Here is a 24,168-nt window from a genome sequence, read left to right on the forward strand (position 1 = left end):
GTTCAAGACGGTATCTACAAAAGCGTGCGGGGATGCTGCAGGAAGGTTTTCAAATCAAAAAAATGGCCCACGGCGCGTAGCCTGTGGGCCATTGATCTGGGGGGTTACGCGGCTGCGGGGGCTTTGGCGTCGGCCTTGGCCTCTTCCAGCAACTGCTGAATCACTTTCTCCTGAGTCTCGTAACTGCCTTCACCGAAGTGGGTGTAACGCACCTGGCCCTTGGCATCGATCAGGTAGTGAGCGGGCCAGTACTGGTTGTCGAAATTGCGCCAGATCGCGTAGTTGTTGTCGATGGCCACCGGGTAGGTAATGCCGAGCTTTTTCACCTGATCCTTGACGTTGTCGATGATGCGCTCGAAACCGTATTCAGGGGTGTGAACGCCGATCACCACCAGGCCATCCTTCTCGTATTTCTTCGCCCAGTCCTTCACGTACGGCAAGGTGTGCTGGCAGTTGATGCAGTCGAAGGTCCAGAAGTCCACCAGCACCACTTTGCCTTTCAGTGAATCGTTGCTCAGCGCCGGCGAGTTGAGCCATTCGACCGCACCGGACAGCGACGGCATCGCGCCTTTGGCGTTGTCCATGGACGAGTCTGCGTTGACCTTGCTGACGAAGTAATCGACGACTTTCGGTACGGTTTCCAACACACTTTTCTCGATGCTGCTGACGCCTTCGGACGATGTGCCGGCCAGCAGTGTTTTGTCGGCACCGGTGGAAATCACCGCCGCAGCCGCCAGCACCGCAACACCCGTACCACGACGCAGCCAACCGGTGACCGGGATCGACGCTTTCAAGCGATTGACCAGGCCGCGACCGGCGAAGATCAAGGTGCCCAGGGACAATGCGCTGCCCAGGCCGTACGCCACCAGCAACAGGCTGGTTTGAGCGTTTGCGCCTTGCAGCATGGCGCCCGTGAGGATGACCCCGAGGATCGGTCCGGCGCACGGCGCCCAGAGCAGACCGGTGGCAACGCCGATCATGAGCGAACTCAACGGGCCGGACATTTTACGGGTGTCCGGATCGAGGCGGTTGCCCAGCGCCACGAAGGGACGGGCCAGCCAGTCACCGACACGGGCGGAAATCAGCGACAGGGCGAACAGTACCATCACGATCAGCGCTACGTGGCGACCGGTGTTGTTGGCCTGTATCACCCACTCGCTGCTGACCACGGCCAGGCTGGAAATCAGGGCGAAGGTCAGGACCATGCCGCCGAGGGTGAGCAGGATCGAGGAACGTGTACGTTTAACACCGGCGAACAGGAACGGCACGACCGGGAGGATGCAAGGGCTGAGGACGGTCAATATGCCGCCCAGGAAAGCGATGAGAAACATGGGATCACCTTTATATAGAGAGAGGGCGACACACCACACATCCCTGTAGGAGTGAGCCTGCTCGCGATGAGGCCGCAACATTCAACATTGACGTCGACTGACACTCCGTCATCGCGAGCAAGCTCGCTCCCACATTGGAATTGTGGTGTTCAATAAACCGTGCACGGGCTTCAGACCGTCTGGGTATCCAGTTGCTGCCCCTGCGGCGTACGGCTGGAACCGTCCTGCGCCAGGAAGGCATTCCCGCCCTTCTCCGCCACCGGGGTCAATTGAAAGCAAGTCGCGCTGCCGCAGCTTTTCTGTTCAACAGCAGCGTTGGCATGGGCAGCGGCGCCAGCCACGGAGAAGGCAATGGCAGTCAAAAAGCGGGTGACGTTGTTCATGATGTTCTTCCTGTTTCAATTGGGGTGGGCAATCGGTCAGCGCAGGACTCAGTTGTCTGAGTTGCAGCCATCAGCAAATTTGCGATAGTCCAGTACCTGGGTTTTGTTTTGGGAATCCAGGTAAGTCAGCTGGGCATCCACAACCCCACAGGAAGTCGAGGCGTCCTGTGTCAGCGACAGCACTTTCTTGATGTCCAGGTGCGTGCCGTAGGTGTAGGTTTTAGCGGAGACATCGGCTTCGGCGCGGGCCGACAAGGTGCAGATGTTCAGGGCGGCAAACAGGCAGGCGGCGTAGACGGCTTTGGTGTTCATGGTGGTTTCCTCAAGGCTTCAATAGGTCAATCGCTGATTGGGCCGAGGCGACTTGGCTTGCCTCGATGGAACCTATTAGAAGCTCGCGAGGTATCCCGACTGTGTCGGGAACAGGCGCGTGTAAATCGGTACGTATCAAAACCGGGCCGGGATACACAGCGATACAAAAGCCCTGAAAATCAGTGTTTTTGCGTCCACGTGTATCCGCCGACATGCCAGATACACTGCAATACAAAGGACTGCGGGCGAGCGGGCCAAGGCTCGATAGACTGCGCGACATCCCCCACCTACAGAGGCCTGGCCAAATGGAACACGTCGATCACATTCTCATCGTGGACGATGACCGCGAGATCCGGGAACTGGTAGGCAACTACCTCAAGAAAAACGGTCTGCGCACCACCGTCGTGGCGGATGGACGGCAGATGCGCACCTTCCTGGAATCCACGCCGGTGGACCTGATCGTGCTCGACATCATGATGCCGGGCGACGATGGCCTGATGCTGTGCCGTGAGTTGCGCGCCGGCAAACACAAGGCCACGCCGGTGCTGATGCTCACCGCGCGCAACGATGAAACCGACCGCATCATCGGCCTGGAAATGGGCGCCGACGATTATCTGGTCAAGCCGTTCGCCGCCCGTGAACTGCTCGCCCGAATCAACGCCGTGCTGCGCCGCACGCGGATGCTGCCGCCCAACCTGGTGGTCACCGAAAGCGGTCGCTTGCTGGCCTTCGGACGCTGGCGCCTGGACACCTCGGCCCGGCACCTGCTCGATGAGGACGGCACGATGGTCGCGCTCAGTGGTGCGGAATATCGGTTGCTGCGGGTGTTCCTCGATCATCCGCAGCGGGTGCTCAACCGCGATCAATTGCTGAACCTGACCCAAGGCCGCGATGCCGACCTGTTCGACCGCTCCATCGACTTGCTGGTCAGCCGCTTGCGCCAGCGTTTGCTGGACGATGCCCGCGAACCGGCCTACATCAAAACCGTGCGCAGCGAAGGCTATGTGTTTTCCCTGCCGGTGGAAGTCCTCGGGGCAGCGTCATGAATCTCTCGATGCGCTGGCCCCGCACCCTTGCCTCGCGACTGTCGCTGATCTTCCTGATCGGCTTGATTCTCGCGCAGGCGCTGTCTTTCGGCGCGCAGTACTACGAGCGGTACGAAAGCACGAAGAACACCATGCTGGGCAATCTGGAAACCGACGTCTCGACCTCCATCGCCATCCTCGACCGCTTGCCGGCCGAAGAACGCATGAGCTGGCTGCAACAACTGGATCGACGTAACTACCGCTATTTGTTGAACGAAGGTTCGCCGGGCATGCCCATGAGCGATTCGCCAATAGCGATGACGTCGATCAAAGAGGCCATCGGCAAGGATTACCCGATGACGGTGACCGACATCCCCGGGCCGGATAAACATTTTCAGGTCCACCTGAAACTGGCGGACGGCAGCCCGGTGACCATCGATGTGCGCCCCTCGATGGTGCCGTTATCGCCGTGGTTACCCATCGTGTTGCTGGGGCAACTGGCGCTGATGCTCATCTGCACCTGGCTGGCCGTGAGAATCGCCATCCGCCCCCTCACCCGCCTCGCCCAAGCGGTAGAGACCCTGGACCCCAACACCCACGCGGTGCACCTGGACGAAAAAGGCCCGACCGAAGTCGCGCATGCCGCCATGGCCTTCAATTCGATGCAGGCGCGCATCGCCGCTTACCTCAAGGAACGCATGCAACTGCTGGCGGCGATTTCCCACGACCTGCAAACCCCGATCACCCGCATGAAACTGCGCGCCGAATTCATGGACGACTCCGCCGAGAAAGACAAACTCTGGAATGACCTTGGCGAGATAGAACACCTGGTGCGCGAAGGCGTGGCCTATGCCCGCAGCGTTCATGGCGCCACCGAGGAAAGTCGCCGCACCAATCTGGATTCGTTCCTCGACAGCCTGGTGTTCGACTATCAGGACATGGGCAAAGACGTGCAGCTGGGCGGTAAAAGTGACGCGGTGATCAACACCCGGCCGCACGCCTTGCGGCGAGTGCTGGTGAACCTGACGGACAATGCGCTGAAGTTCGCTGGCGCCGCCGAGTTGTGGGTGGAAGCGAAGGCTGACGGCAGTTTGTCGGTGAAGGTAATGGACCGTGGTCCGGGGATTGCCGAGGAGGAATTGGCTCAGGTGATGGAACCGTTTTATCGCGTGGAGAACTCGCGTAACCGCAGCACCGGCGGGACCGGGTTGGGGTTGGCGATTGCACAGCAGTTGGCGTTGGCGATCGGGGGATCGTTGACGTTGAGTAATCGCGAGGGAGGTGGGTTGTGCGCGGAGCTTAGATTACCGGCTCAGTAACCTGATCGTCCCCACTCTGTGGGAACGATCAGTACAGGATCAGGCCGGGTAGTTGGCGCGCAGGGCTTCGAGGCCGCCTTGGTAGATACCGGTAAACAGCGCCACCACTTCCTCGTCACTCACACCGACAGGTGCAAATCGCCCAGACCAGGTCACTCGTGCGCCCTGCCCCTGTGCTTCAACACGGATAGTCGCCAGATAGTCAGTCGCCGGAAACGGCGCCTGCAAAATCGAATAACTGTAAGTCTTCCCAGCGTTATCAAACGCCTCCAACCGCTCAACCACCACCGCCCCGTCCGCCGTTTGCAAGCTACGCACCCGGCCGCCTTCACTCAGCTCGCTTTTGGGAATAAACGGCAGCCAGTCCGGCAGCGAGTCAAAGCCGCCAATCAAATGCCAAACCTGGTCGGCGGTCGCCGGGATGTCGATGAATGCTGATGCTGTAGCCATGAAATATTCTCTCTCAATCAATAAGGTTCAAATAGCCAAGCTGTCGACGACGCCGCCGTCGACCCGCAAAGCTGCGCCAGTAGTCGCAGAAGACAGCGGCGAGGCGATATAAGCCACCAGATTCGCGACCTCCTCGACATCCGCCACACGCTGGATGATCGAACTCGGCCGGGCCTTGCGCACGAAGGCGTCGGCTTCTTCCCGGGCACTGCGGCCGGATTCGGCGGTGGCGTCCTTGAGCATCTGCTCCAGGCCGTCGGTAAAGGTCGGGCCGGGCAGGATCGCGTTGACCGTCACCCCAGTGCCCGCCAGCCGCTTGGCCAGACCATGGGACACCGCCAGGTTGGCGCTTTTGGTCACGCCGTAGTTGATCATGTCGGCCGGCGTTGCGACCCCGGATTCCGAGGACAGGAAAATCACCCGGCCCCAGCCCTGCTTGACCATGTCTGGCACGTAATGCCGTGACAGGCGCACGCCGGAGATCACGTTGACCTCATAGAAGCGCGTCCACTCGCTGTCCGGTGCGTCGAAGAAATCCACGTCGTTGAAGATCCCGAGGTTGTTCACCAGGATGTCCGCTCGCGGTTCGGCGGCGAACAACAACGCGGCGCCTTCGGCCGTACCGAGGTCTGCGGTCAGGCCACGCAACTGCGCGTCTGGCACGCTCTGGCGAATACTCGCCAGCGCCTGTTCGACCTTGGCCGTCTCGCGGCCGATCACCACCACCGTGGCGCCGGATTCGGCCAGCGCCTTGCTGATGCCCAGGCCAATGCCGGCGGTGCTGCCGCTGACAATGGCGAGTTTTCCAGTCAGATCGATTTTCATGCTCAACCTCCAATGATTGGCAAGGGTGCGCGTTCAGACACCAGTTTTGCGTCGCGCATTGCCTGCCAGAAAGCAGCGGGAATGACGGCCGACATCGCGGCAACGTCTTCAGCAATCCGGTCCGGACGGCTGGAACCTGGGATCACTGCCGCCACGGCCGGGTTAGCCAACGAGAATTGCAACGCAGCCGCCTTGATGTCGACACCATGCGCGGCGGCAATTCGCTTGATGTGCTCGACTTTGTTGATGATCGCCGGGCTGGCTTTTTGGTATTCGAAGTGTGCGCCACCGGCCAGAATGCCCGAGCTGTAAGGACCACCGACCACGATCTCGACGTTCTGCGCCAGCGCGGCATCCATCAAACGCTGCAAAGCACGATCGTGGTCGAGCAGCGTATAGCGCCCGGCCAGCAGAAAACCGTCCGGCTGGGCTTCGGTCAGATCCAGGGTCAGTTCGCAGGGTTCAACCTTGTTCACGCCCAGGCCCCAGCCCTTGATCACGCCTTCTTCGCGCAAGCGGGTGAGTACTTTGAAGGCGCCGGTGCGGGCCTGATTGAAGTATTCCAGCCATTGATCGCCGTAGAAGTCCTGGGCGATGTCATGCACCCAGACGATGTCCAGACGATCGGTTTGCAGGCGCTTGAGGCTGTCTTCGATGGAGCGCATCGTGGCGTCGGCGCTGTAGTCGTTGACGATCTTGTTCGGGCGACCGTGTTCGAACACGCCACTTTTTTCGCCCAAGTCGCGGGCCGCGGCGTCTTCGACTTCATCGAGAATCACTCGGCCGACTTTGCTGCTGAGTACATAGTCGTCGCGGTTGTACTGGGCCAACGCGGTGCCCAGGCGAATTTCCGACAGGCCCGAGCCGTAAAACGGTGCGGTGTCAAAGTAACGCACGCCGGCATCCCAAGCGGCGTGGACGGTGGCCATCGCTTCTTCCTCAGGAATGGCGCGGAACATGTTGCCCAATGGGGCGGTGCCGAAACCGAGGGTGCCAGGTAGTTTGTCTTTCAAGCTCATGGGTTTTTCCTGTTGAGTGTCAGGGGTCATCAGAGGTGACCGTTGAGCAGATGCTAGATTGCGATGATCGGACCGTCCAAGACATAATGAGCAGCACTTGAGTCCCTATAGGTCTTACATGATCGACATCCGCCAATTGCGCTACTTCGTCGCCGTCGCCGAAGAAGAACACGTCGGTCGCGCCGCCGAACGCCTGCACATTTCCCAATCGCCCTTGAGCCGGCAGATCGCCCAGCTCGAAGAGCGCCTGGGGCTGACCCTGTTTGAACGCAGCCAGCAACGCATTCGCCTGACCCGCGATGGCCAGACTTTCCTGGCCGAAACCCGTGCCCTGCTGACCCACGCCAATCGCCTGGAATCCCTGGGCAAGCGCCTCGGTCGTGGCGAAGAAGGTGGCTTGTGCATCGGCTACATCGAAAACGCCATGCACGCCGGCGTCTTGCCCAATGCCTTGCGGGTGCTGCGGGTCGACCGGCCGAACGTGCACGTCGCGCTGTACAACCTCAATTCCGCCGAACAACTCGAAGGCCTGCGTCAGCGTAGTCTGGATATCGCACTGGTCAGCGAACCGCCCGTCGCCGATGACCCGGACCTGCTGGGTTTTCAGGTGCTGGACGATCCGATGCTGCTGGCCCTGCCCGAACATCATCCTTTGGCGAACCACCCAATACTGACCCCGGCAGACCTGGCCGATCAGGAATGGATCGGCGTGCAACCCCGGCAAGACGCCGCCAGCCGCGACGACTTCGTCAGCGCCTGCATCCGCGCCGGCTTCACCCCGGACATTCGCATGGAAGCCACTGAACCGTTTACCGCATTGGGATTGGTGGCGTCGGGGCTGGGCATCGCCATGATCCAGAAAGGCCTGAGCCGCAACGCACCACCCGGCGTGGTGCTGCGGGAAGTGCCATGGATTTCCTTCACCACACCGCTATGGGCCGCGTGGCACCGGATCAATTTGCGACCGCTGGTGGAAACGTTCAGGAAAGTGCTGGCCGAGCCGGGGTCGGTTCACACCCAGACTGATGTGTAACAGCATTTTGGGAAGCGTCTGACATCAATTCCTATGCGCCCTTGGTAGCGTTGCACCGAACCCGGCTCCAGGACGTCCTGTTGTGATCTGGCCATGGAAGGTCTTTCACACGTGTTGCATCAACGTCCCGGAGCCTGTGCCACGTCACAGGACAAGGAATCATGGATGTTCGACGCTAACCCTCACTCCCGTTTCAGCCTCACGATCAAAGACATTGAACATGACCTTCAGGTACTCGCGTTCACCGGCAAGGAGTTCATCAGCCAGCCTTACGCCTTTGAGATCGAACTGGTCAGCGACAGGCATGACCTGAACCAGGACAGCTTGTTGAACAAACAAGCCTTCCTCGCCTTCAACGAAGCTGGCAACGGCATTCATGGGCAAATTCATTGCGCGGGCAAAGGCAGCCTCGGTAATCGCCTGACCCGTTATAGCGTGACTTTGGTGCCTCGATTGGCGTATCTCGACCACCGCATCAATCGCCGCATTTTTCAGAAAATGACCGTCCCGCAAATCATTGCGCAGGTACTGGAAGACCACGGTATCCATCGTGAATTTCACCAGTTTCAGGTGGGCGGCAATTATCCGGACCGTGAGTATTGCGTTCAGTACGACGAGTCAGATCGCCAGTTCATAGAACGCTTATGCCAAGAAGAAGGCCTGCACTATCACTTCCAGCACAGCCGCGAAAAACATGTGTTGGTGTTCGGCGACGACCAGACCGTTTTCCCCAGGCTCGACCGCCCGACGCGCTATAAGCATGACAATGGCATGGTCGCCGAAGAGCCTGTGATCAACCACTTTGACGTGCAAGTGAAAGCAGGTACCAGCCGCACCACTCGCCGCGATTATGACTTCAACAAAGCACGTATTTTGCTGGAGGCCGAGAGCAGGTCTGATATTTCCAGGGCTCAGCCGGATCTGGAGGATTACCAGTACCCCGGTCGTTTTACCCAGCGCGATCGCGGCAAGCTGTTGAGTCGACGCGCACAGGAGCGTCACCGCGTCGAGTGCCGTGTGGCGCGGGGTAAAAGCGATCAACCAGCGCTGCTCTCCGGGCACTTCCTGCCACTGTCCGAACATCCGGACGAAGAATGGAACGACCTGTGGTTGCTGACCGAAATCGGGCATGAAGGGGCGCAACCGCAGGTCCTGCAACAGTACGCGGCCTACACCGGCACCGGCGATAAAAACGGCTTTCAGGGTTATCGCAACCAATTCCTCGCCACGCCTTGGGAAGTGACCTACCGCTCGCCGCTGACCCATGACAAACCACGCATCGCCGGCAATCAAAGCGCAGTGGTCACCGGCCCGAAAGGCGAGGAAATCCACTGCGACGACTATGGTCGGGTCAAGGTGCAGTTCTTCTGGGATCGCGAAGGCCGTCACGACGATAAAAGCAGTTGCTGGCTGCGGGTCTCCTCCCTCCTGGCCGGTAATGCCTTTGGCGGCGTCGCCGTGCCGAGAGTAGGCATGGAGGTCCAGGTCAGTTTTCAGGAAGGCGACCCCGATCATCCCGAAATCATTGGATGCCTCGCCAACAGCGCCAACCCGGTGCCCTACGAATTACCCGCGAACAAAACCCGTAGCGTATTCCGTTCCCGCAGTTCGCCGGACAGCACTGGGTTCAATGAACTGCACATTGAAGACCGTGCCGGTCAGGAATTAATTTACCTGCGCGCCCAGCGGGACATGGAACAAAAAATAGAAAACGACAGCCGTCTGGAAGTCGGCAACGAGCAGCGCACCACCGTCAAGGGCGACAGCGTTACCGTGCTGGAAGCCACGGAGCATCGAACCACCAACGGTGACCGGCACACACAGCTCAAGGCCAACGATTACCTGCAAGTTGCCGGCAACAGCCACACCCAAGTTGATCAAACGCTGGTGCTAGGCGCTGGCCGCCTGATTGTTGCCGAGGCAGGTGATCACGTGATTTTTAACGCCGGGTCAAGCTTCACAATCAACGCAGGTGGAGAACACTTGGTGGTAGGCCGCGGTGGGATTTTCGGCAGCAGTGAACTCCAGATCGGTGGCGCTCCCATGTGCGTGCCAGCCGCCTCAATCGCAATGCCTCGGTCAGTTGATGGCTTGTCACTGCCACCTGAACTGCCGCCTATGCTCGCGTCGTCCCAGCCGGAGTTGATGGCGGCAAGCAACGCGTTGGCGGCGGACTTTTGTCCGATCTGCGAAGCCTGCCGAGATGGCTTTTGCTCAACGGTAGGGGCCGCAGCATGATCAACACACTTTCCCGCCAATGGATAAACGAACAGCGCCGCTCGGGCCATGAGTTGTGCCTGGTGCTGGACTCGCAGAACGAACGCGAAACCCGTCAGCGGTTGTTGAAGTCCAGCGGACATGACCAGTACTTGAGCGTCTACAACGGCACGACCCTCGCGAATCTGGCCGATGTCGGTCCGTTCATCTTCACGCTGGATCCGTCCGGCGACAGACACCTCGATGACCTGCTGGATCATCCAGAACGCAACTGGGGCTGGCTCGCGAGCGTGGAAAAAGGTGCCTTGCGCCAACTGGTCAGTCACTGGCAAGAGCGGTTGATTGTCGGGATGCGCCCCTATCAGGCGCTGTACCGCTTTCACGACAACCGGGTATTGAGTCGCGCGCTGGAACATTTGCCGGCCAAAGCGCATCCGGCCTTCCTCGGGCCCGCGATCAGCGTGTGCTACTGGGACGGCACAGCCTGGAAAACAGCTCTTAACCCCGCCCCTGGCACGTATCCGGTGCCGGACAAACCTCTCTGGCTGCGCACTCCCCTGCCTCAACCGCAGGCCTCGGAAATTCGCCGGCTCAACGCCCATCGTTACTTGTTGGCCAAACACGTGGAGGCCTACGCCAATCTCGCCGAAGTACATGACCCTGATCTGTGGTTGCGTGAGCGCTTGTCCCTGGCGGAGGCATGGGGCTGGTTGGAGCCGGAGCAGTTGGAATTTCTATTGATTCAAAGTTTGCAGGCGCCGGGTTTTACGTTGTCACCGCAGTGGGAGGTGCGGGGTGATGAGAGTCCGGTGGAGCACTTTGAACGGGTGCGGCAGCTGGCGGTTTTTTGGCAGGGGGATGCGCCGATATGAAGCGGGTAGCAGGCATTGCAGTTGTGGGTTGTTGTCTTGCGTTGGTCACGGGTTGCTCTACTGGGCAGCCTAATACATTCACTTTCACCGCCGACTTACCGCCCGATTTTGCCTATCAGGCAGTCGCCGAGTATGTGCCTGCCAAAGGTGAAACCTGCACCGTGCCGGGGGGAAGAGATACCGAAGTTGGGCACAACATGAAATGGCGTGAAAGTTACGCGCCGGACTCTGAAATCGCTATGTACAGGACAGTCAGTGGCTGCCCATTGGTGATCTGGAAAATTGATCTAGAAATCAATTCGTCTTATGGCAAAACGCGACGAGATTTTAGCGGAGATGGCGCCGCAGTAGTCATTCGCGACGAAGTGGAAGACCAGTACAGAAGTACTTTCAATGAAGCGGGCGAAAGTACCTTTTACGGTCAATGTCAGTGGCTGTTTCGCACTTCAGGCAAGCCTCGCATCCTCAGAAAAATCCTTGACTGCAAAGCAGCTGATGCACAGGGCAAGCTTGATCGGGGCCACCCGTTTTCGGCTTACACACTCGATCAACTGCCGGGTAAAACCGTGAAGATGAAGATCAAATTGGCGGATGAGGAAAAACCCGGCTGGGGAGACACATGGGTCAAGGTGCCCGGTGGCTGGAAGCGTTGCATGGGCAAAGGTTTCGAGGATCAAGATGCATTTTGCTTCGGTAACCACACCGATTTCAGCACCTTCCAAATGGTGGATGGGCGCATCTGCACTATTTACCCCGGTTGCACGGAATAAGGAGATATTGACATGACGTCATTAGAAAAGGATTTGCCATCAAGTTTGAGCAGTCGCGTGCTCGCCTGCCCTGTACAAGGTAAATGGACCAGTTTTCAGTTGGTCGACGAGTTCGGCTCTGGCGAACCATATGCCGGGTTGGCTTATACCGCGATTGACTCGGAAGGCCAGAGATATAGTGGCCATCTCGATATTGCGGGTGCAGGTACAATCACCAACCACTTTGCGGGGCCTGTTACGTTAGTTCTCGACCAGAAATACGAAGGACAGGAAACGGTATATGTGCGAGCTAAAGAACGCCCGCACTATCCTCTCGAAATTACCGAGCTCCAAGTTCGCGCCGAGCAAACCCGCTATCTGAAAAAAAATTCAACCCGCACCAAAGAAAACCCCGCACAAGCCTGCGCCGACGCATTCTTTCAGGTAGAAGTGCGTCATCTGGTTAAACATGTCACGCATTTACCCCCCGAGATTTATCGCCATTACCCCCACAGCACGGGGACGGCGAAAATCATGGGCAAGCATCGCAAGCTAGGCGTTGCCCTGATGCCACAAAAACACACAGTCCTGGAAGTGCGCCCTTTGCGGGCCTTACGCCCTATGCTGTCTACGGGTCTTGAGTTCTGTGCCCTGAATCTCTATCAACTCGCATTGATGGCTACATTGAGCTATTGCTCCTTCGGCATGAAACCTGAAAAAAGCCCCATTGAAGAAGCGCCTGTAAGTTTTCCATTGCAACCCAGCGTAGGAAACTGGTTCGGCGACGCATTGGCAAAGTCTGATGAACTGTGGCGTGTTGACGCGGCGCAAACCAAAGCTTTCTACCCGCTGTATGAAGATGTGCCGTACTCCAAACGTCTGGAAATCGTGCCATTCGATCCAGACCTTTATGCCGTCAACAAACCTGGTCTGAAAGACAATCAGGAAAACCCTGCGAAAATTCACTTTCTCGATGACAGAAAGCAGGGGACGAAAGCGACTGATACCCAAGCATTCATCACCCACAACGACGAATTGATCCTGGTTGCCGTGCGTGGCACTTCCGAACTTATGGCGGATGGGCTGCGCGATGCCGATGCCTCCCAAGTGCCTTTTGAAGATACGGAAAGCAAAGTACATCGTGGCTTCTACGAGTCTGCGCAAAAAGCTCACGACTTCGTCGTAAATTATCTGGATAGATTCTACGCCGGGCAGAAACTGCTGATTTGCGGCCATAGTCTGGGTGGCGCAGTGGCATTGTTACTCTCTGAAATGCTCCGTCGCAGTCCTGAAAGCTACTCCATCCAGCTCTACACCTACGGCGCCCCCCGCGCGGGCGATGCTAACTTCGTCGCAGGCGCGAAGGACCTGGTGCATCACCGCATCGTCAACCACAACGACCCGGTGCCGAGCGTGCCCGGCACCGGGATGGACACCAAGGCCGGTGTGTTCGGGGCGGGGTTGGCCTTGACGTTTGCCAACGTGCCGGCCGGTTTGTCGGTGTTCTTTGCGGGCATCACGAACTGGACGGGCGAGCCCTACGATCACCACGGCAAGTTGCAGCACTTCATGCCGGTGGAGTTTGAGCGTGGGAAAAAGTCCGCGATCCTGTGGGAACCCGGCTGCGACACCATCACCCAACATGCGGCGTGCTCATTGGCGATTCAGCAGAAAAACGGGCTGCCGCATCGGCCGCCATTGCTGGCGCAGATCTTCCAGGCTGGGAATCATTTGATGACCGGCGGGTATATTCCGGCGTGTTGGGCCGTTCTGCTGCGATGGAAGGAAGCGCACGAATCGAAAAGGTCGCGGGTTACAGAACTCGAGTTCAATTCGGTCGCCGGGGCGCTGGCACGAATCACCCGACAGCTCAGTGATGAAGAAGATAATTTGCCGGCGCGTTCGGACGCTTACGCTCGCACCCGAGAGAACAACATCCGCGCATTGAGACTTGAACGGAGCAAGATCGAAACCACCGTCAACCGACTGAAAAAGATTCGACCTGAGAGGATTAGCGCACAAGCGCTTTACGGGGCGCTGTCAGAACAGCCCGAGGAGCTGATGAAAAACGTCGATCGCTGGCTGGCGCATCCTGAGAACAAGGTCAAGGACCCGTTGGCCATGGCGCCGGAGGCCCCTGATGGGGACGCGCTGACGGCTTCGATCTATGGGCACACCATTGGCGCACCGCACACGCTGGATATTGATTCGATCTGTTAAACACCCCCGTGTTTAACAGCCTTCCAAGTAACTTCCCGAGAGCTACAGCGCCTTGCGTCGTTGCCTACGGTTACGCCAGAATCCGCCGGCTTGTGCGTCTAGAGGCCGCTCGGTTACTTGTTTCCCATCACTGCCCATCAGTGATCGGGTTTCGCAGCCTGGGTAAATCTCTAGACGCACAACGTCCCGTCATTGAGCAGACGCTTTATCAGGTCTGTCGTTCATGTAATGGCGGCTGTGCGTGGGAGGCCTTTGGGTCTGCCGGGTTCCTAGAGTCCTGGTCTGCGAACCCGCGTACAGTTGCCACCTATCTTCGTTCCGCAGCGAATGGTGGCAACTTCATTTCTCTAGGAGTTTCACCATGTTCAAGGTCACACCAAACCCGCCGGACACCGATCCAGCATCCCCGTACGAAAGCCTCGATTCAAAAAAACTCCACGAAGCCGCCGAACGCGCCCTCGACCACTACCTCAAACTGGCTGCCCACATCAAAGCCATGCCACGCACACCCGGCACCATGTTCATCGTCAACCCGGAGCTCGATACCGAAACCCTGCTGGCCCACGCTTGCGAGTCGCTGGCCTCGACCAATGTCATGGCCATGGATTTGGTGGACCATTTGGAGGGGCCGAGTCGCGACTCCTTATTGGGCATCGCGCAAGTCATCATGCTGGGTGAACTCGCGGTAAACCGGGCACTGGATCAACTCGATCCGTCGGAGTAACCACCTGCCCCTGTGGCGAGGGAGCTTGCTCCCGCTGGGTTGCGAAGCGACCCCAAAACCTATGAACGCGGTCTTTCAGGCACACCGCGTGCACAGGATTCACGACTGCTTCGCAGCCGAACGGAGCGGTGCGACGTTTCGCTAAACCCCCTCGCCACACGTTTGGTGCTTTACTGAAAAGATCCCGAAACCCAGCGAGAACCCCGCATGAACCGCAACGACCTGCGCCGCGTCGACATGAACCTGCTGGTGATTTTCGAAACCCTGATGTTCGAAAGGAACCTGACCCGGGCCGGGGAGAAGCTGTTTCTCGGCCAGCCCGCCGTCAGTGCCTCACTGGCCAAGTTGCGCGACCTGTTCGACGATCCGCTGCTGGTGCGTAACGGTCGCGTGCTGGAGCCGACCCAGCGGGCCCTGGCGATTCCCAAGGAATTGCAGCCGGCGATGGACACCATCTCCGGCGCGGTCAGTCGGGCCAAGGATTTCGACCCGTCCACCAGCCGCGATGTGTTTCGCATCGGCTTGTCCGACGACGCCGAGTTCGGCCTGTTTCCGCCGTTGCTCAAGCAAATACGCTAAGAGGCGCAGAACGTTGTGGTAGTGGTGCGTCGGGTGAATTTCCTGCTGATGTCGTCGATGCTGGCCAGCGGGGAGATTTCCGTCGGGATCAGCTACACCACGGAACTGCCGGCCAACGCCAAGCGCAAGAAGCTGCGGGACCTGAGCGTCAAGATCCTGCGCGGCGACAATCGTCCCGGCCCTTTGACCCTGGATGAATACTGCGAACGTCCGCACGCGCTGGTGTCGTTTTCCGGGGATTTGACCGGGGCCATCGACAACGACCTCGCGCGAATCGGCCGCTCACGCCGGGTGGTGCTGGCGGTGCCGCAATTCGCCGGCCTGCGCGCCTTGTTGGCCGGCACCGATATGCTGGCAACGGTGCCGGACTACGCGGCGTGCGCGCTGATCGAAGGCAGCAGCCAGTTGCGTGCCGACGACCCGCCGTTTGACATCGTGCTGTCCGAACTGTCCATGGTCTGGAACGGGGTCAACGATAACGATCCGGCAGAACGTTGGTTGCGCTCGCGAATTTCGCAACACATGTCGGCGCCGCTGCCGGTGCATTGAGCGATTGGGAAGCAGCAGGGTCGGTCTCACGCAAGTACACCGGCAAGTCAGTGACCGGCGGCATGACCGGAATCTCGAAATACATCTGGATCACCCAGCCGCGGTGATAACTGGCGTGATTGACCACATGCATCAGTATCGCGCCGGCGCTCATGATGCCGCTTTCCCCCGAGACAAAGCTGAACTCGACGGGTTTATCCAGCGAGGCATCGGTCTGCCGCTCGCTCCAGTCGCAGTACCAGTGATCGATGTCCTTTTGCGCCATGCGCAACTCAGCGAGTTCGGGGTGCAGCAGATCGTGTGACGTCTTGAAGCCGTGCCCTCGGCCTTCGAGGTGGGCCTGCCAGATGCAGTCCACCACGTAGATGTGGTTCAGGGTGCCGATCATGTTCTTGAACACCGACACGCGCTCTTTGTTGACCTCACCCGGTGGCAGTGCGGCCAGGCTGTCAAAGAGGCGTTGATTGGCCCAGCGTTTGTAATCGGCAAGCATGCGGGCAGTGCGTACGTTAATCATCGCAGGTCTCCCATTGTGATGGGCGCACTGCCAAGCATAGCCCTCAGGGCGAGCGGCATTGCAAACGCTGATTACCGGTCACTTCGCCGCAACGTGACCTGCGTAGCAGCTGTCGAGCAACGCGAGGCTGCGTTCGGCTGCGCAGCAGTCGTAAATCCTGCGCACGCGGTTTATCTGATACACCGCGGCGTATGGTTTGACGACTGCTTCGTCCGAACGCGGCCCGAACCGAACGCAGCCTCGCGCTGCTCGACAGCTGCTACAGGGAATGCAGAGTCAGATGGTCCACCACCCGATCTGCCAGCGCCAGGCAACTGGTCAGCCCCGGTGACTCGATTCCGAACAGGTTCACCAGCCCCGGCACACCATGCTCGGCCGGACCACTGATGACAAAGTCGGCCGCCGGTTCGGTCGGCCCGGTGATTTTCGGGCGGATGCCGCTGTAGGCCGGTTGCAGGCTGTTATCGGGCAATGCCGGCCAGTAGCGCCGGATCGCCTGGTAGAAGCCATCGGCACGGCGTGGATCCACACGATAATCGACCTGATCGACCCATTCGACGTCCGGCCCGAAGCGCGCCTGACCGCCCAGATCCAGCGTCATGTGCACACCCAGCCCCGCACTTTCCGGGGCCGGGTACACCAGATGCCGGAACGGCGCCCGACCACTGAAACTGAAATAGCTGCCCTTGCACAATCGTGCCTCGGGAACGTACTGCGACGGCAAGCCTTCAATCCGGCTCGCCACCTCAGGCGCGGACAGTCCGGCGCAATTGATCAACTCACGGCAGCTCAAGGTCATCGGTTGGGCGCCGCCCATCTGCAGTTCGAAACCTTGCTCGGTGCAACGGGCCGACGCCAGTGGCGTATGAAAAACCAGCGACGTGCCGCTGGCCTCGGCATCCGCCTGAAGCGCCAGCATCAGGGCATGGGAATCGACAATCCCGGTGGACGGCGACCAGAGCGCAGCGACGCAGGACACTGCCGGCTCAAGTTCCCGTGCCTGTACGGCGTCCAGCCATTGCAAGTCATCAACGCCATTGCGCCGGCCCTGCTCCAGCAACCTCCGCAAGGCCGCGCACTGACCGTCATCCGTGGCCACGATCAGCTTGCCCAGGCGCCGATAATCGACGCCGCGCTCATCGCAAAAGGCGTAAAGGCGTTGCTTGCCCTCCACGCACATTTGCGCCTTGAGGCTGCCGCTCGGGTAGTAAATGCCGGCGTGGATCACTTCCGAATTGCGCGAACTGATGCCCACGCCAATGCCCTCGCCCGCCTCGACCAGGATCACTTCCCGCCCGCTGCGGGCCAGGGCTCTGGAGACTGCCAGCCCGACCACACCGGCCCCGACCACCACGCATTCGATATCGACGCTCACCTGCCCTCCGCTCCTTTCACGCCAGCCCTCGTTCCCGATAATCGATCAGGCTGGAGAATATCGCCAGCAGCAGGGCCATGACCACGAAGAAGATCAGCACCAGGAAATACGACCCAGTGAACTGCACGATCAGCCCGATCAGAATCGGCACGATCACACCGGCCATGTTCCCGCAGAAGTTCATGGTGCCGGCCAGTACGCCGGTTTTCGAAGTGCCGCCGAGGATCGACGGAATGCACCAGTACATGCCGCACCAGCGAATGAAAAACATCGCCACGCAGAGCAAACCGATCGCTTTACTGGCCTCGCTCGCATACGCCACCGCCAGCATGCACAGGGCCGCCACCAGCGCCGAGCCACTGAACATGCTGCGCATCACGAGGTTTGGCGAAGCGCCGCTGGATTTCCATTTATCCCCCAGGTAACCGCCGACCAGCTCGCCGACGAAACCGCACATGAAGATCAGGAACGTCGCCCCGCCCATGCTCGAAATGTTCAAGCCGTGGGTCTGGTGCAGGTAGCTCGGCATCCAGGTCAACAGTCCGTAGAACACGCTGAGGATGCAGCAGTAACCGGCGAACATCGCCAGCACCGAGCGATCCTTGAGCAGCTCTTTAAGAGGAATGCTGGTGACCGCGCCGGGTTGGCTGACTTTGATATTGCCCTCGGTGATGTGCGCCAGTTCCGCAGCATTCACCCCAGGGTGTTCGCTGGGATGGTTGCGGATGTATTTCCAGGCCAGCACGCCGGCGAGCATGGTGCCGATGCCGGCAATCACGAAGGCGATTCGCCAGGAGTCGAACCAGCCGATCAGCCCGGCAATGATGATCGCGCCGAAGGCACTGCCCAGCGGTGCGCCGCCGTCGACCAGCACCGCGCCGCGCCCGCGTTCGTTAGGGGTCAGCCAGGCGCCATTGAGCTTGGCCCCGGCCGGCATGATCGGCGACTCGGCAATGCCCAGGCCCATGCGGGTGATAAGCAGCGTGATCCAGTTGTGCGCGCCTGCGGCAAGGGCCTGAAAGGCACCCCAGGCGACGGTCGCGATGACGATCACACGGCGAGTCTGAAAACGATCCAGCAGCATGCCGCCGGGAATCTGCATCAACGCGTAGGACCAGAAAAACGCGCTGAGCATCAAGCCTTCCAGCGCGGGCGGGATTTGGAATTCACTGGAAATCAGCGGCAAAGCCACCGACAACGAGGCGCGGTCGATGTAGTTGATCGCGGTCAGCAGCAACATGATGAGGAAGATCCGCCAGCGCACGCTGGTCGGGCGCTCGGTGGCAGACGCGGCGGTCAGCCGCAGTGTTTCGGCACTCGGATTGTTCATGAGGGGCGCTCTTATTGTTGTGGATGCAAGCGGCCCAATACCAGTTAGGCAAGACACAGAACCTGTGGGAGCGAGCTTGCTCGCGATAGCGGTGGGTCATTCAACATGGGTGTTGGCTGACAGTTCGCTATCGCGAGCAAGCTCGCTCCCACAAGGATTGCGGTGACTGATGGGTATCAGGCAAGCAGCCCCACTCTAATCACGCACCCGACAGCTGAATAATGAGGGGATCTGATTGGGGGATCACCGATCGTCATCCCCCCCAACAGATCAGAACGTACCGGGGTAACTGCCGCCGTCCAGCAACAGGTTTTGCCCGGTGAGGAAACCGGCGTGGGCGCTGCAGATAAACGCGCAGTAGGCGCCGAACTCGTCGGGCTGGCCGAATCGCTGGGCCGGAACGTGCTGGCGCCGCTGCTCGCTGATGCTCTCGACCGTGGTGCTGTTGGCTTCGGCGGCGGCACTGAGGGTTTTGTGCAGGCGCTCGGTCTCGAATGGGCCCGGCAGCAGATTGTTGATCGTCACGTTGTGCCCGGCCAGCCGCGACTGACGCGCGAGCCCGGCGATGAAACCGGTCAGCCCGCTGCGGGCGCCGTTGGACAGACCCAGCACATCGATCGGCGCCTTCACCGCACCAGACGTAATGTTGACGATGCGCCCGAACCCGCGCTCGGCCATGCCATCGACGCAGGCTTTGATCAGCTCGATGGGCGTGAGCATGTTGGCATCCAGCGCCTTCAGCCAGTCTTCACGCTGCCAGTCGCGGAAGTCACCCGGCGGCGGACCGCCAGCGTTATTGACCAGGATGTCCACCTGCGGACACGCCGCCAACACCTGCTCGCGCACCTCAGGCGTGCTGATGTCCCCGGCCACCGTGCGCACTTCAATGCCCGGTGCCAGTTGGCGTAATTGGTCGGCGGCAGCTTGCAGCGTTTCATCGCCGCGAGCGTTGATCACCAGGTTGACGCCCTCCTTCGCCAAGGCCCGCGCACAGGCCAGACCCAGGCCCTTGCTGGCGGCGCAGACGATGGCCCAGCGACCCGATATTCCCAATTCCATGACGATGCTCCTGTCGGTTCGAAAACCTTACGTTACCACTGCAACAGGGCCCGTCAGGGGATGACAAACGGTGATCACCGGATCAGACCTTTTCATTATCAGCCGCCCCCCACGCTTATTAATGTCTCCAGACCAATAAGAACCGGAGACACCCATGAACCCGTTCCAGTTTTATTTCCCCACGACCCTGAAAAGCGGCAACGGCCTGGTGCGTCAGGCCGGTGCGCTGCTCAAGCCGCATGTTCGAAAAAAACTGCTGGTGGTCACCGACGAAGGACTGATGGCGTCGGGCGTGATGGAAGGCTTTTTCGCTTCGCTGGCCGAGAGTGACATTCACTACGAAGTGTTTTCCGGTGTCGAACCCAACCCCACCACCGACGTGCTGGAACGCGCCGTGGCGTTCCTGAAAAACCACGACTGCGATTCGGTGATCGGCGTCGGTGGCGGCAGCAGCATCGACACCGCCAAGGGTGTCGCGGCGATGGCCACCAACCCCGGCAACATCCTCGACTACGAAGGCTACGACAAACTGCTGCACCCGCCTCTGCCGATCTTTGCCATTCCGACCACCTCCGGCACCGGCAGCGAATGCACGGCCTCCACGGTGTTCACCAACACCAAAACGTTGTTCAAGACCGTGATCATCAGCCCGGCGCTGTTTCCGAAACTGGCGATTCTCGACGCCGAACTGACGCTCAAACTGCCGCCGTCGATCACCGCCGCCACGGGCATGGACGCGTTGACCCACGCCATCGAATCCTACGTGTCAAAGCAGGCCAACCCGGTCAGCCAGGCCCTGGCGCTGCAAGCGATCAAGATGATCTGCACGCACCTGCCGAAAGCGTTTTTCAGCGGCTCCGACCTGTACGCCCGGGAACAGATGCTGCTCGGTTCGTTCCTCGCCGGCGTCGCGTTCGCTCAATCGAAACTGGGCAACGTGCATGCGATCTCCCACACCTTCGGCGGCGTGTTCAACATCCCCCATGGCATCGCCAACGCTACGCTGCTGCCCTACGTCATCGAATACAACCTGGCGGCCTGCCCGGAGTTGTTTCGTGAAATCGCCATGGCCATGGGCGAGAACGTTGAGGGCCTGAGCGTTGCCCGCGCCGGGCACAAAGTGGTGGAGCACGTGGTGGCGTTGAACAAGGCCATCGGCATTCCCGACAACATCAAGGACCTGGGCGTGGATCTGGACTACATGCCGCAAATGGTCGGCGACTCGATGCGCAGCGGCAACGTGCTGGTCAATCCGCGCCTGACCACCGCCGCCGACATCGAACGAATCATCAGCAACGCCTGGCACGGCATTCATTCCTAAGAGACGACTCCCATGTTTTACGAAATGCGCACCTACACGATTCAAATCGGAAAAATGCAGACCTACCTCAAGCACTTCGAAGAAACCGGCCTGCCGGTGATCTCCCGCTACACCACGCTGGTGGGCTGGTGGTACACCGAGATCGGCGAGCTGAATCAGGTCATCCACATCTGGGCCTACGAGAGCCTCGATGACCGGATCAAGAAACGCGCAGCGCTGTATCAGGATCCAGACTGGCTCGAAGGCTTCGTTCCGAAAGCATTCCCGATGCTGGAAAAGATGGAATCGAAACTACTGATCGCCGCCGATTTCTCCCCCATCAAATAATCCCCTGACCACCACCGACGGACCTGAATCCATGCGCGGAACCTGTGGGAGCGAGCTTGCTCGCGATAGCGGTTGATCATTCAACATCAATGTCGACTGTCCCGCCGCTATCGCGAGCAAGCGCGCTCCCACAGGGATTGTGGAGGTCTGCAAGGTCACCATCGGCATCCGCTCAAACCAAGGAAACCCTCATGTGCGACCACAATCCCAATAACACCGCCGCTGACCGTTCTCCCGACATCAAGGCCTTGCTCGAAGGCCTGCCCACCAACTGGGGCAAATGGGGGCCGGACGATGAAGTCGGCGCCCTGAATTACCTGCAAAGCGCAGAAATCCTCCGGGGTATCGCCTCGGTCCGCCAAGGCAAGACCTTCACCCTGCAAGTGCAGATCGGCCACCCCAAAGGCGAACCGTTGTGGCCCGGTCGGCGTCCTTCGATGCGGGTCAACGTGCTGGACAAGGGCCATTTCCTGGCCGGCAAGACCCACTTCGACGGCCATGTGGAATACGCCGACGACGTGATCTTCATGCACCTGCAAGGCTCGACCCAATACGACGCGCTGGGCCACGTCTGGCACGACAACAAACTGTGGAATGGCTACGACGCCATGAGCACCATCGGCAGCATGGACAAGGCCAGCATCCTGCCGATTGCCGAGCGCGGGATTGTCGGGCGTGCAGTGTTGATCGACATGGCCCGCCATCGCGGCAACGCGGTGCTGGACAAGGGCGAAACCTTCAATCACCTGGACCTGCTGGCTGCGGCGAAAGCCCAAGGCATCGAGATCCAGAAACGCGACATCCTGATCATCCGCACCGGCTGGATCGGCTCGTTCTATCAGCGTGAGCCGGAAGAGTTCTACAAGGACTTCGCCGAGCCGGGCCTGACCTTCAGCCGCGAACTGGTGGAGTGGTTTCACCAGATGGAAATCCCCAACCTGGTGACCGACACCATGGCCAACGAAGTGGCGGTCGACCCCACCTCAGGCGTGCTGATCCCGCTGCACAATGCCTTGATGCGCAACCTCGGCGTGACCTTCACCGAAGTGGCGATGCTCGATGATCTGGCCAGTGATTGCGCCGCAGACGGCCAGTGGCAGTTCCTCTACACCGCCGCGCCGTTGAAGGTCGTTGGCGGCACGGGGGCACCGGTCAATCCGATCGTGATCAAGTAATCAGGTCCTGCTGCAGTTCGTTGATCAGCAGGGTTGCCGCCGGAGACAAGTCGGCGCCGGCCCGGCTGATCACGCCGTAAGGCTCGGTCAATGCGCGCATCGACACCGGCAGCTTCACCAGCAAGTCGAATTGCTCGCAGAACCTGGCCACTTCCACCGGGATCACCGCCAACAAGCCCGGGTCTTGTTGCACCAACAAAATGGTGGCGAAAATCGACGAGGTTTCCAGCGGATAACGCGGAATCCCCAGCCCTGCCTCATTCAGTTCACGTTCCAGGGTCTGACGCATCGGCATGTCTTTGGGATAGACCACCCAGCGGTAGTCGCTCAACTGCGACAGCTGTAAAGACTCGGCACTGGCCAGTGGATGGTCCTTGCTGGCGACCACCGCCAAGGGTTCTTCACTCAGTTCGATGCAGTCATAAGCGTCCGAGCGCTGGCCGACGCTGGTGCGACAAATCGCCAGGTCCAGCCGTCCCTGATCCAGCAACCCGAGCAACGCGGCGCTGGTATTTTCCACCAGTTCCACCGACAGCTCCGGCTGCTTCAGGCGCAACTCGGTCAGGGCTCGGGTCAGCAACGGCACCGCCCCCATGATCACCCCCACCGAGAGCCGCCCGCCCTGGCCTTGCATGATGCTCAGCATTTCCTCGCGCAAGTGCTCGACATCGCTGTAGATCAGCCGCGCATAACGAATCATGCACCGGCCCATTTCGTTGGCCACCAGGCCTTTGGGCTGGCGTTCAAACAGCGGCATGCCGAGCAACGATTCGACTTCATGCAGCGCCTTGGTGGCGCCGGACTGGGAAATCGAAATCTTCTCGGCGGCCTTGTGCAAAGAGCCGCGATCATCCAGCGCGATTAGCAAACGCAGTTGTTTGAGGCGCAAGCGTGCGGCAATGCTGCAAAGGGAAGGAACAACCATATCCGTGTGTTCTCGATTCAAGGGACGTTGTTTTTCGTAGGAACAAGGCTTGCCCGCGAAGAAGGATCACGCGGCGTGTCAGGCCTGACGCCTTCGCGAGCAAGCTCGCTCCCACAGGGTCCGGTGTCGGCCACAAATCTCGCGAACAACATCGAACAAAATGTGGGAGCGAGCTTGCTCGCGAAAGCGGTGTGTCAGGCGCCAGTGTTGTTGACTGTGCTGACGCCATCGCGAGCAGGCTCACTCCTACAGGGTCCGGTGTCGGCCACAAATCTCGCGAACAACATAAAACCAATGTGGGAGCGAGCTTGCTCGCGAAAGCGGTGTGTCAGGCGCCAGTGTTGTTGACTGTGCTGACGCCATCGCGAGCAAGCTCGCTCCCACAGGGGTCTGTGCTCACCACAAATCTTGTGAGCGACACCAAACCAATGTGGGAGCGAGCTTGCTCGCGAAAGCGGTGTGTCAGGCGACAGTGTTTTTGACTGTGCTGACGCCATCGCGAGCAGGCTCGCTCCTACAGGGTCCGGTGTCG

22 protein-coding genes and 1 pseudogene are annotated in these 24,168 nt (G+C 59.7%); 12 read left to right on the plus strand and 11 right to left on the minus strand.

Going from position 1 to position 24,168, the window contains the following annotated elements:
• Positions 1–104 precede the first annotated feature (104 nt).
• From VD17_RS22980 to VD17_RS22990, 3 genes are all read right to left on the minus strand, one after another.
• Positions 105–1,331, minus strand: coding sequence for a cytochrome c biogenesis protein DipZ (locus VD17_RS22980; protein WP_046055798.1), 1,227 nt, complete (start codon positions 1,329–1,331; stop codon positions 105–107).
• Positions 1,332–1,501: 170 nt separating this feature from the next.
• Positions 1,502–1,714 (minus strand): hypothetical protein, encoded by a 213-nt coding sequence (locus VD17_RS22985; RefSeq protein ID WP_046055799.1) that lies wholly within the window; start codon positions 1,712–1,714, stop codon positions 1,502–1,504.
• A gap of 48 nt (positions 1,715–1,762) precedes the next feature.
• Complete coding sequence (locus tag VD17_RS22990; RefSeq protein ID WP_046055800.1) at positions 1,763–2,026, minus strand: DUF2790 domain-containing protein; 264 nt, start codon at positions 2,024–2,026, stop codon at positions 1,763–1,765.
• Between the two features lie 305 nt (positions 2,027–2,331).
• Between VD17_RS22990 and VD17_RS22995 the strand changes: the two genes are divergently transcribed.
• Positions 2,332–3,072: a response regulator gene (locus tag VD17_RS22995; RefSeq protein WP_046055801.1), complete on the plus strand. Its 741-nt coding sequence runs from the start codon at positions 2,332–2,334 to the stop codon at positions 3,070–3,072.
• Positions 3,069–4,370: a sensor histidine kinase gene (locus VD17_RS23000; RefSeq protein ID WP_046055802.1), complete on the plus strand. Its 1,302-nt coding sequence runs from the start codon at positions 3,069–3,071 to the stop codon at positions 4,368–4,370. Before VD17_RS22995 ends, VD17_RS23000 begins: the two co-directional genes overlap by 4 nt.
• 39 nt (positions 4,371–4,409) lie before the next feature.
• On the opposite strand, the gene VD17_RS23005 is transcribed toward VD17_RS23000, so the two are convergent.
• Genes VD17_RS23005 through VD17_RS23015 form a run of 3 tightly spaced genes read right to left on the minus strand, consistent with a single transcriptional unit; the run spans position 4,410 to position 6,664 of the window.
• The gene (locus VD17_RS23005; protein ID WP_046055803.1) at positions 4,410–4,820 is read right to left on the minus strand and encodes an SRPBCC family protein; all 411 of its coding nucleotides are present in this window, start codon (positions 4,818–4,820) and stop codon (positions 4,410–4,412) included.
• A gap of 27 nt (positions 4,821–4,847) precedes the next feature.
• Complete coding sequence (locus VD17_RS23010; protein WP_046055804.1) at positions 4,848–5,645, minus strand: SDR family NAD(P)-dependent oxidoreductase; 798 nt, start codon at positions 5,643–5,645, stop codon at positions 4,848–4,850.
• 2 nt (positions 5,646–5,647) lie between these two features.
• Positions 5,648–6,664, minus strand: coding sequence for an aldo/keto reductase (locus tag VD17_RS23015; protein WP_046055805.1), 1,017 nt, complete (start codon positions 6,662–6,664; stop codon positions 5,648–5,650).
• A gap of 118 nt (positions 6,665–6,782) precedes the next feature.
• Between VD17_RS23015 and VD17_RS23020 the strand changes: the two genes are divergently transcribed.
• The 7 genes and pseudogenes from VD17_RS23020 to VD17_RS23050 all read left to right on the plus strand — a co-directional run bounded on the left by VD17_RS23020 (position 6,783) and on the right by VD17_RS23050 (position 15,607).
• Positions 6,783–7,697, plus strand: a complete 915-nt coding sequence (locus VD17_RS23020; RefSeq protein WP_046055806.1) for a LysR substrate-binding domain-containing protein — start codon at positions 6,783–6,785, stop codon at positions 7,695–7,697.
• A 165-nt stretch (positions 7,698–7,862) separates the two neighbouring features.
• Complete coding sequence (locus VD17_RS23025; RefSeq protein WP_046055807.1) at positions 7,863–9,935, plus strand: type VI secretion system Vgr family protein; 2,073 nt, start codon at positions 7,863–7,865, stop codon at positions 9,933–9,935.
• Positions 9,932–10,786 (plus strand): DUF4123 domain-containing protein, encoded by an 855-nt coding sequence (locus VD17_RS23030; RefSeq protein WP_046055808.1) that lies wholly within the window; start codon positions 9,932–9,934, stop codon positions 10,784–10,786. Before VD17_RS23025 ends, VD17_RS23030 begins: the two co-directional genes overlap by 4 nt.
• Positions 10,783–11,556 (plus strand): hypothetical protein, encoded by a 774-nt coding sequence (locus VD17_RS23035; protein ID WP_046055809.1) that lies wholly within the window; start codon positions 10,783–10,785, stop codon positions 11,554–11,556. The genes VD17_RS23030 and VD17_RS23035 overlap by 4 nt, the downstream gene beginning before the upstream one ends.
• 12 nt (positions 11,557–11,568) lie before the next feature.
• Positions 11,569–13,755: a lipase family protein gene (locus VD17_RS23040; protein ID WP_046055810.1), complete on the plus strand. Its 2,187-nt coding sequence runs from the start codon at positions 11,569–11,571 to the stop codon at positions 13,753–13,755.
• Between the two features lie 361 nt (positions 13,756–14,116).
• Complete coding sequence (locus tag VD17_RS23045) at positions 14,117–14,479, plus strand: DUF6124 family protein (protein WP_046055811.1); 363 nt, start codon at positions 14,117–14,119, stop codon at positions 14,477–14,479.
• A gap of 207 nt (positions 14,480–14,686) precedes the next feature.
• A pseudogene (locus VD17_RS23050) lies at positions 14,687–15,607 on the plus strand (LysR substrate-binding domain-containing protein).
• Here the strand turns inward: VD17_RS23050 and VD17_RS23055 are convergent.
• From VD17_RS23055 to VD17_RS23070, 4 genes are all read right to left on the minus strand, one after another.
• The gene (locus tag VD17_RS23055) at positions 15,528–16,124 is read right to left on the minus strand and encodes a DinB family protein (protein WP_046055812.1); all 597 of its coding nucleotides are present in this window, start codon (positions 16,122–16,124) and stop codon (positions 15,528–15,530) included. The pseudogene VD17_RS23050 and the gene VD17_RS23055 overlap by 80 nt on opposite strands.
• A 259-nt stretch (positions 16,125–16,383) precedes the next feature.
• Complete coding sequence (locus tag VD17_RS23060) at positions 16,384–17,499, minus strand: NAD(P)/FAD-dependent oxidoreductase (protein ID WP_046055813.1); 1,116 nt, start codon at positions 17,497–17,499, stop codon at positions 16,384–16,386.
• Positions 17,500–17,515: 16 nt separating this feature from the next.
• Positions 17,516–18,829, minus strand: a complete 1,314-nt coding sequence (locus VD17_RS23065) for an MFS transporter (protein ID WP_046055814.1) — start codon at positions 18,827–18,829, stop codon at positions 17,516–17,518.
• A 270-nt stretch (positions 18,830–19,099) separates the two neighbouring features.
• Positions 19,100–19,888 (minus strand): SDR family oxidoreductase, encoded by a 789-nt coding sequence (locus tag VD17_RS23070; protein WP_046055815.1) that lies wholly within the window; start codon positions 19,886–19,888, stop codon positions 19,100–19,102.
• Positions 19,889–20,042: 154 nt separating this feature from the next.
• Between VD17_RS23070 and VD17_RS23075 the strand changes: the two genes are divergently transcribed.
• The 3 genes from VD17_RS23075 (at position 20,043) to VD17_RS23085 (ending at position 22,711) form a co-directional block, all read left to right on the plus strand.
• Positions 20,043–21,209, plus strand: coding sequence for an iron-containing alcohol dehydrogenase (locus tag VD17_RS23075; protein ID WP_046055816.1), 1,167 nt, complete (start codon positions 20,043–20,045; stop codon positions 21,207–21,209).
• A gap of 12 nt (positions 21,210–21,221) precedes the next feature.
• Entirely contained in the window at positions 21,222–21,536 is a 315-nt protein-coding gene (locus tag VD17_RS23080; protein ID WP_046055817.1) for an NIPSNAP family protein, read from the plus strand.
• A 191-nt stretch (positions 21,537–21,727) separates the two neighbouring features.
• On the plus strand, positions 21,728–22,711 hold the full coding sequence (locus VD17_RS23085) for a cyclase family protein (protein ID WP_046055818.1): 984 nt from the start codon (positions 21,728–21,730) through the stop codon (positions 22,709–22,711).
• Here VD17_RS23085 and VD17_RS23090 read toward each other — a convergent pair.
• Positions 22,704–23,636, minus strand: coding sequence for a LysR family transcriptional regulator (locus VD17_RS23090; protein ID WP_046055819.1), 933 nt, complete (start codon positions 23,634–23,636; stop codon positions 22,704–22,706). The genes VD17_RS23085 and VD17_RS23090 overlap by 8 nt on opposite strands.
• Positions 23,637–24,168: the final 532 nt, after the last annotated feature.

It is taken from the genome of Pseudomonas fluorescens (genome assembly GCF_000968015.1).
Classification (GTDB): Bacteria; Pseudomonadota; Gammaproteobacteria; order Pseudomonadales; family Pseudomonadaceae; genus Aquipseudomonas; species Aquipseudomonas fluorescens_W.

What these genes read in the sequence shown, in the direction of transcription:
- VD17_RS23045 (WP_046055811.1), top strand. Translation starts at nt 14,117, where the DNA reads ATGTTCAAGGTCACACCAAACCCGCCGGACACCGATCCAGCATCCCCG.
- VD17_RS22985 (WP_046055799.1), bottom strand. Translation starts at nt 1,714, where the DNA reads ATGAACAACGTCACCCGCTTTTTGACTGCCATTGCCTTCTCCGTGGCT.
- VD17_RS23025 (WP_046055807.1), top strand. Translation starts at nt 7,863, where the DNA reads ATGTTCGACGCTAACCCTCACTCCCGTTTCAGCCTCACGATCAAAGAC.
- VD17_RS23035 (WP_046055809.1), top strand. Translation starts at nt 10,783, where the DNA reads ATGAAGCGGGTAGCAGGCATTGCAGTTGTGGGTTGTTGTCTTGCGTTG.
- VD17_RS23040 (WP_046055810.1), top strand. Translation starts at nt 11,569, where the DNA reads ATGACGTCATTAGAAAAGGATTTGCCATCAAGTTTGAGCAGTCGCGTG.
- VD17_RS23000 (WP_046055802.1), top strand. Translation starts at nt 3,069, where the DNA reads ATGAATCTCTCGATGCGCTGGCCCCGCACCCTTGCCTCGCGACTGTCG.
- VD17_RS23055 (WP_046055812.1), bottom strand. Translation starts at nt 16,124, where the DNA reads ATGATTAACGTACGCACTGCCCGCATGCTTGCCGATTACAAACGCTGG.
- VD17_RS22995 (WP_046055801.1), top strand. Translation starts at nt 2,332, where the DNA reads ATGGAACACGTCGATCACATTCTCATCGTGGACGATGACCGCGAGATC.
- VD17_RS23010 (WP_046055804.1), bottom strand. Translation starts at nt 5,645, where the DNA reads ATGAAAATCGATCTGACTGGAAAACTCGCCATTGTCAGCGGCAGCACC.
- VD17_RS23015 (WP_046055805.1), bottom strand. Translation starts at nt 6,664, where the DNA reads ATGAGCTTGAAAGACAAACTACCTGGCACCCTCGGTTTCGGCACCGCC.
- VD17_RS23075 (WP_046055816.1), top strand. Translation starts at nt 20,043, where the DNA reads ATGAACCCGTTCCAGTTTTATTTCCCCACGACCCTGAAAAGCGGCAAC.
- VD17_RS23005 (WP_046055803.1), bottom strand. Translation starts at nt 4,820, where the DNA reads ATGGCTACAGCATCAGCATTCATCGACATCCCGGCGACCGCCGACCAG.
- VD17_RS23090 (WP_046055819.1), bottom strand. Translation starts at nt 23,636, where the DNA reads ATGGTTGTTCCTTCCCTTTGCAGCATTGCCGCACGCTTGCGCCTCAAA.
- VD17_RS23065 (WP_046055814.1), bottom strand. Translation starts at nt 18,829, where the DNA reads ATGAACAATCCGAGTGCCGAAACACTGCGGCTGACCGCCGCGTCTGCC.
- VD17_RS23080 (WP_046055817.1), top strand. Translation starts at nt 21,222, where the DNA reads ATGTTTTACGAAATGCGCACCTACACGATTCAAATCGGAAAAATGCAG.
- VD17_RS23070 (WP_046055815.1), bottom strand. Translation starts at nt 19,888, where the DNA reads ATGGAATTGGGAATATCGGGTCGCTGGGCCATCGTCTGCGCCGCCAGC.
- VD17_RS23085 (WP_046055818.1), top strand. Translation starts at nt 21,728, where the DNA reads ATGTGCGACCACAATCCCAATAACACCGCCGCTGACCGTTCTCCCGAC.
- VD17_RS22990 (WP_046055800.1), bottom strand. Translation starts at nt 2,026, where the DNA reads ATGAACACCAAAGCCGTCTACGCCGCCTGCCTGTTTGCCGCCCTGAAC.
- VD17_RS23030 (WP_046055808.1), top strand. Translation starts at nt 9,932, where the DNA reads ATGATCAACACACTTTCCCGCCAATGGATAAACGAACAGCGCCGCTCG.
- VD17_RS23020 (WP_046055806.1), top strand. Translation starts at nt 6,783, where the DNA reads ATGATCGACATCCGCCAATTGCGCTACTTCGTCGCCGTCGCCGAAGAA.
- VD17_RS22980 (WP_046055798.1), bottom strand. Translation starts at nt 1,331, where the DNA reads ATGTTTCTCATCGCTTTCCTGGGCGGCATATTGACCGTCCTCAGCCCT.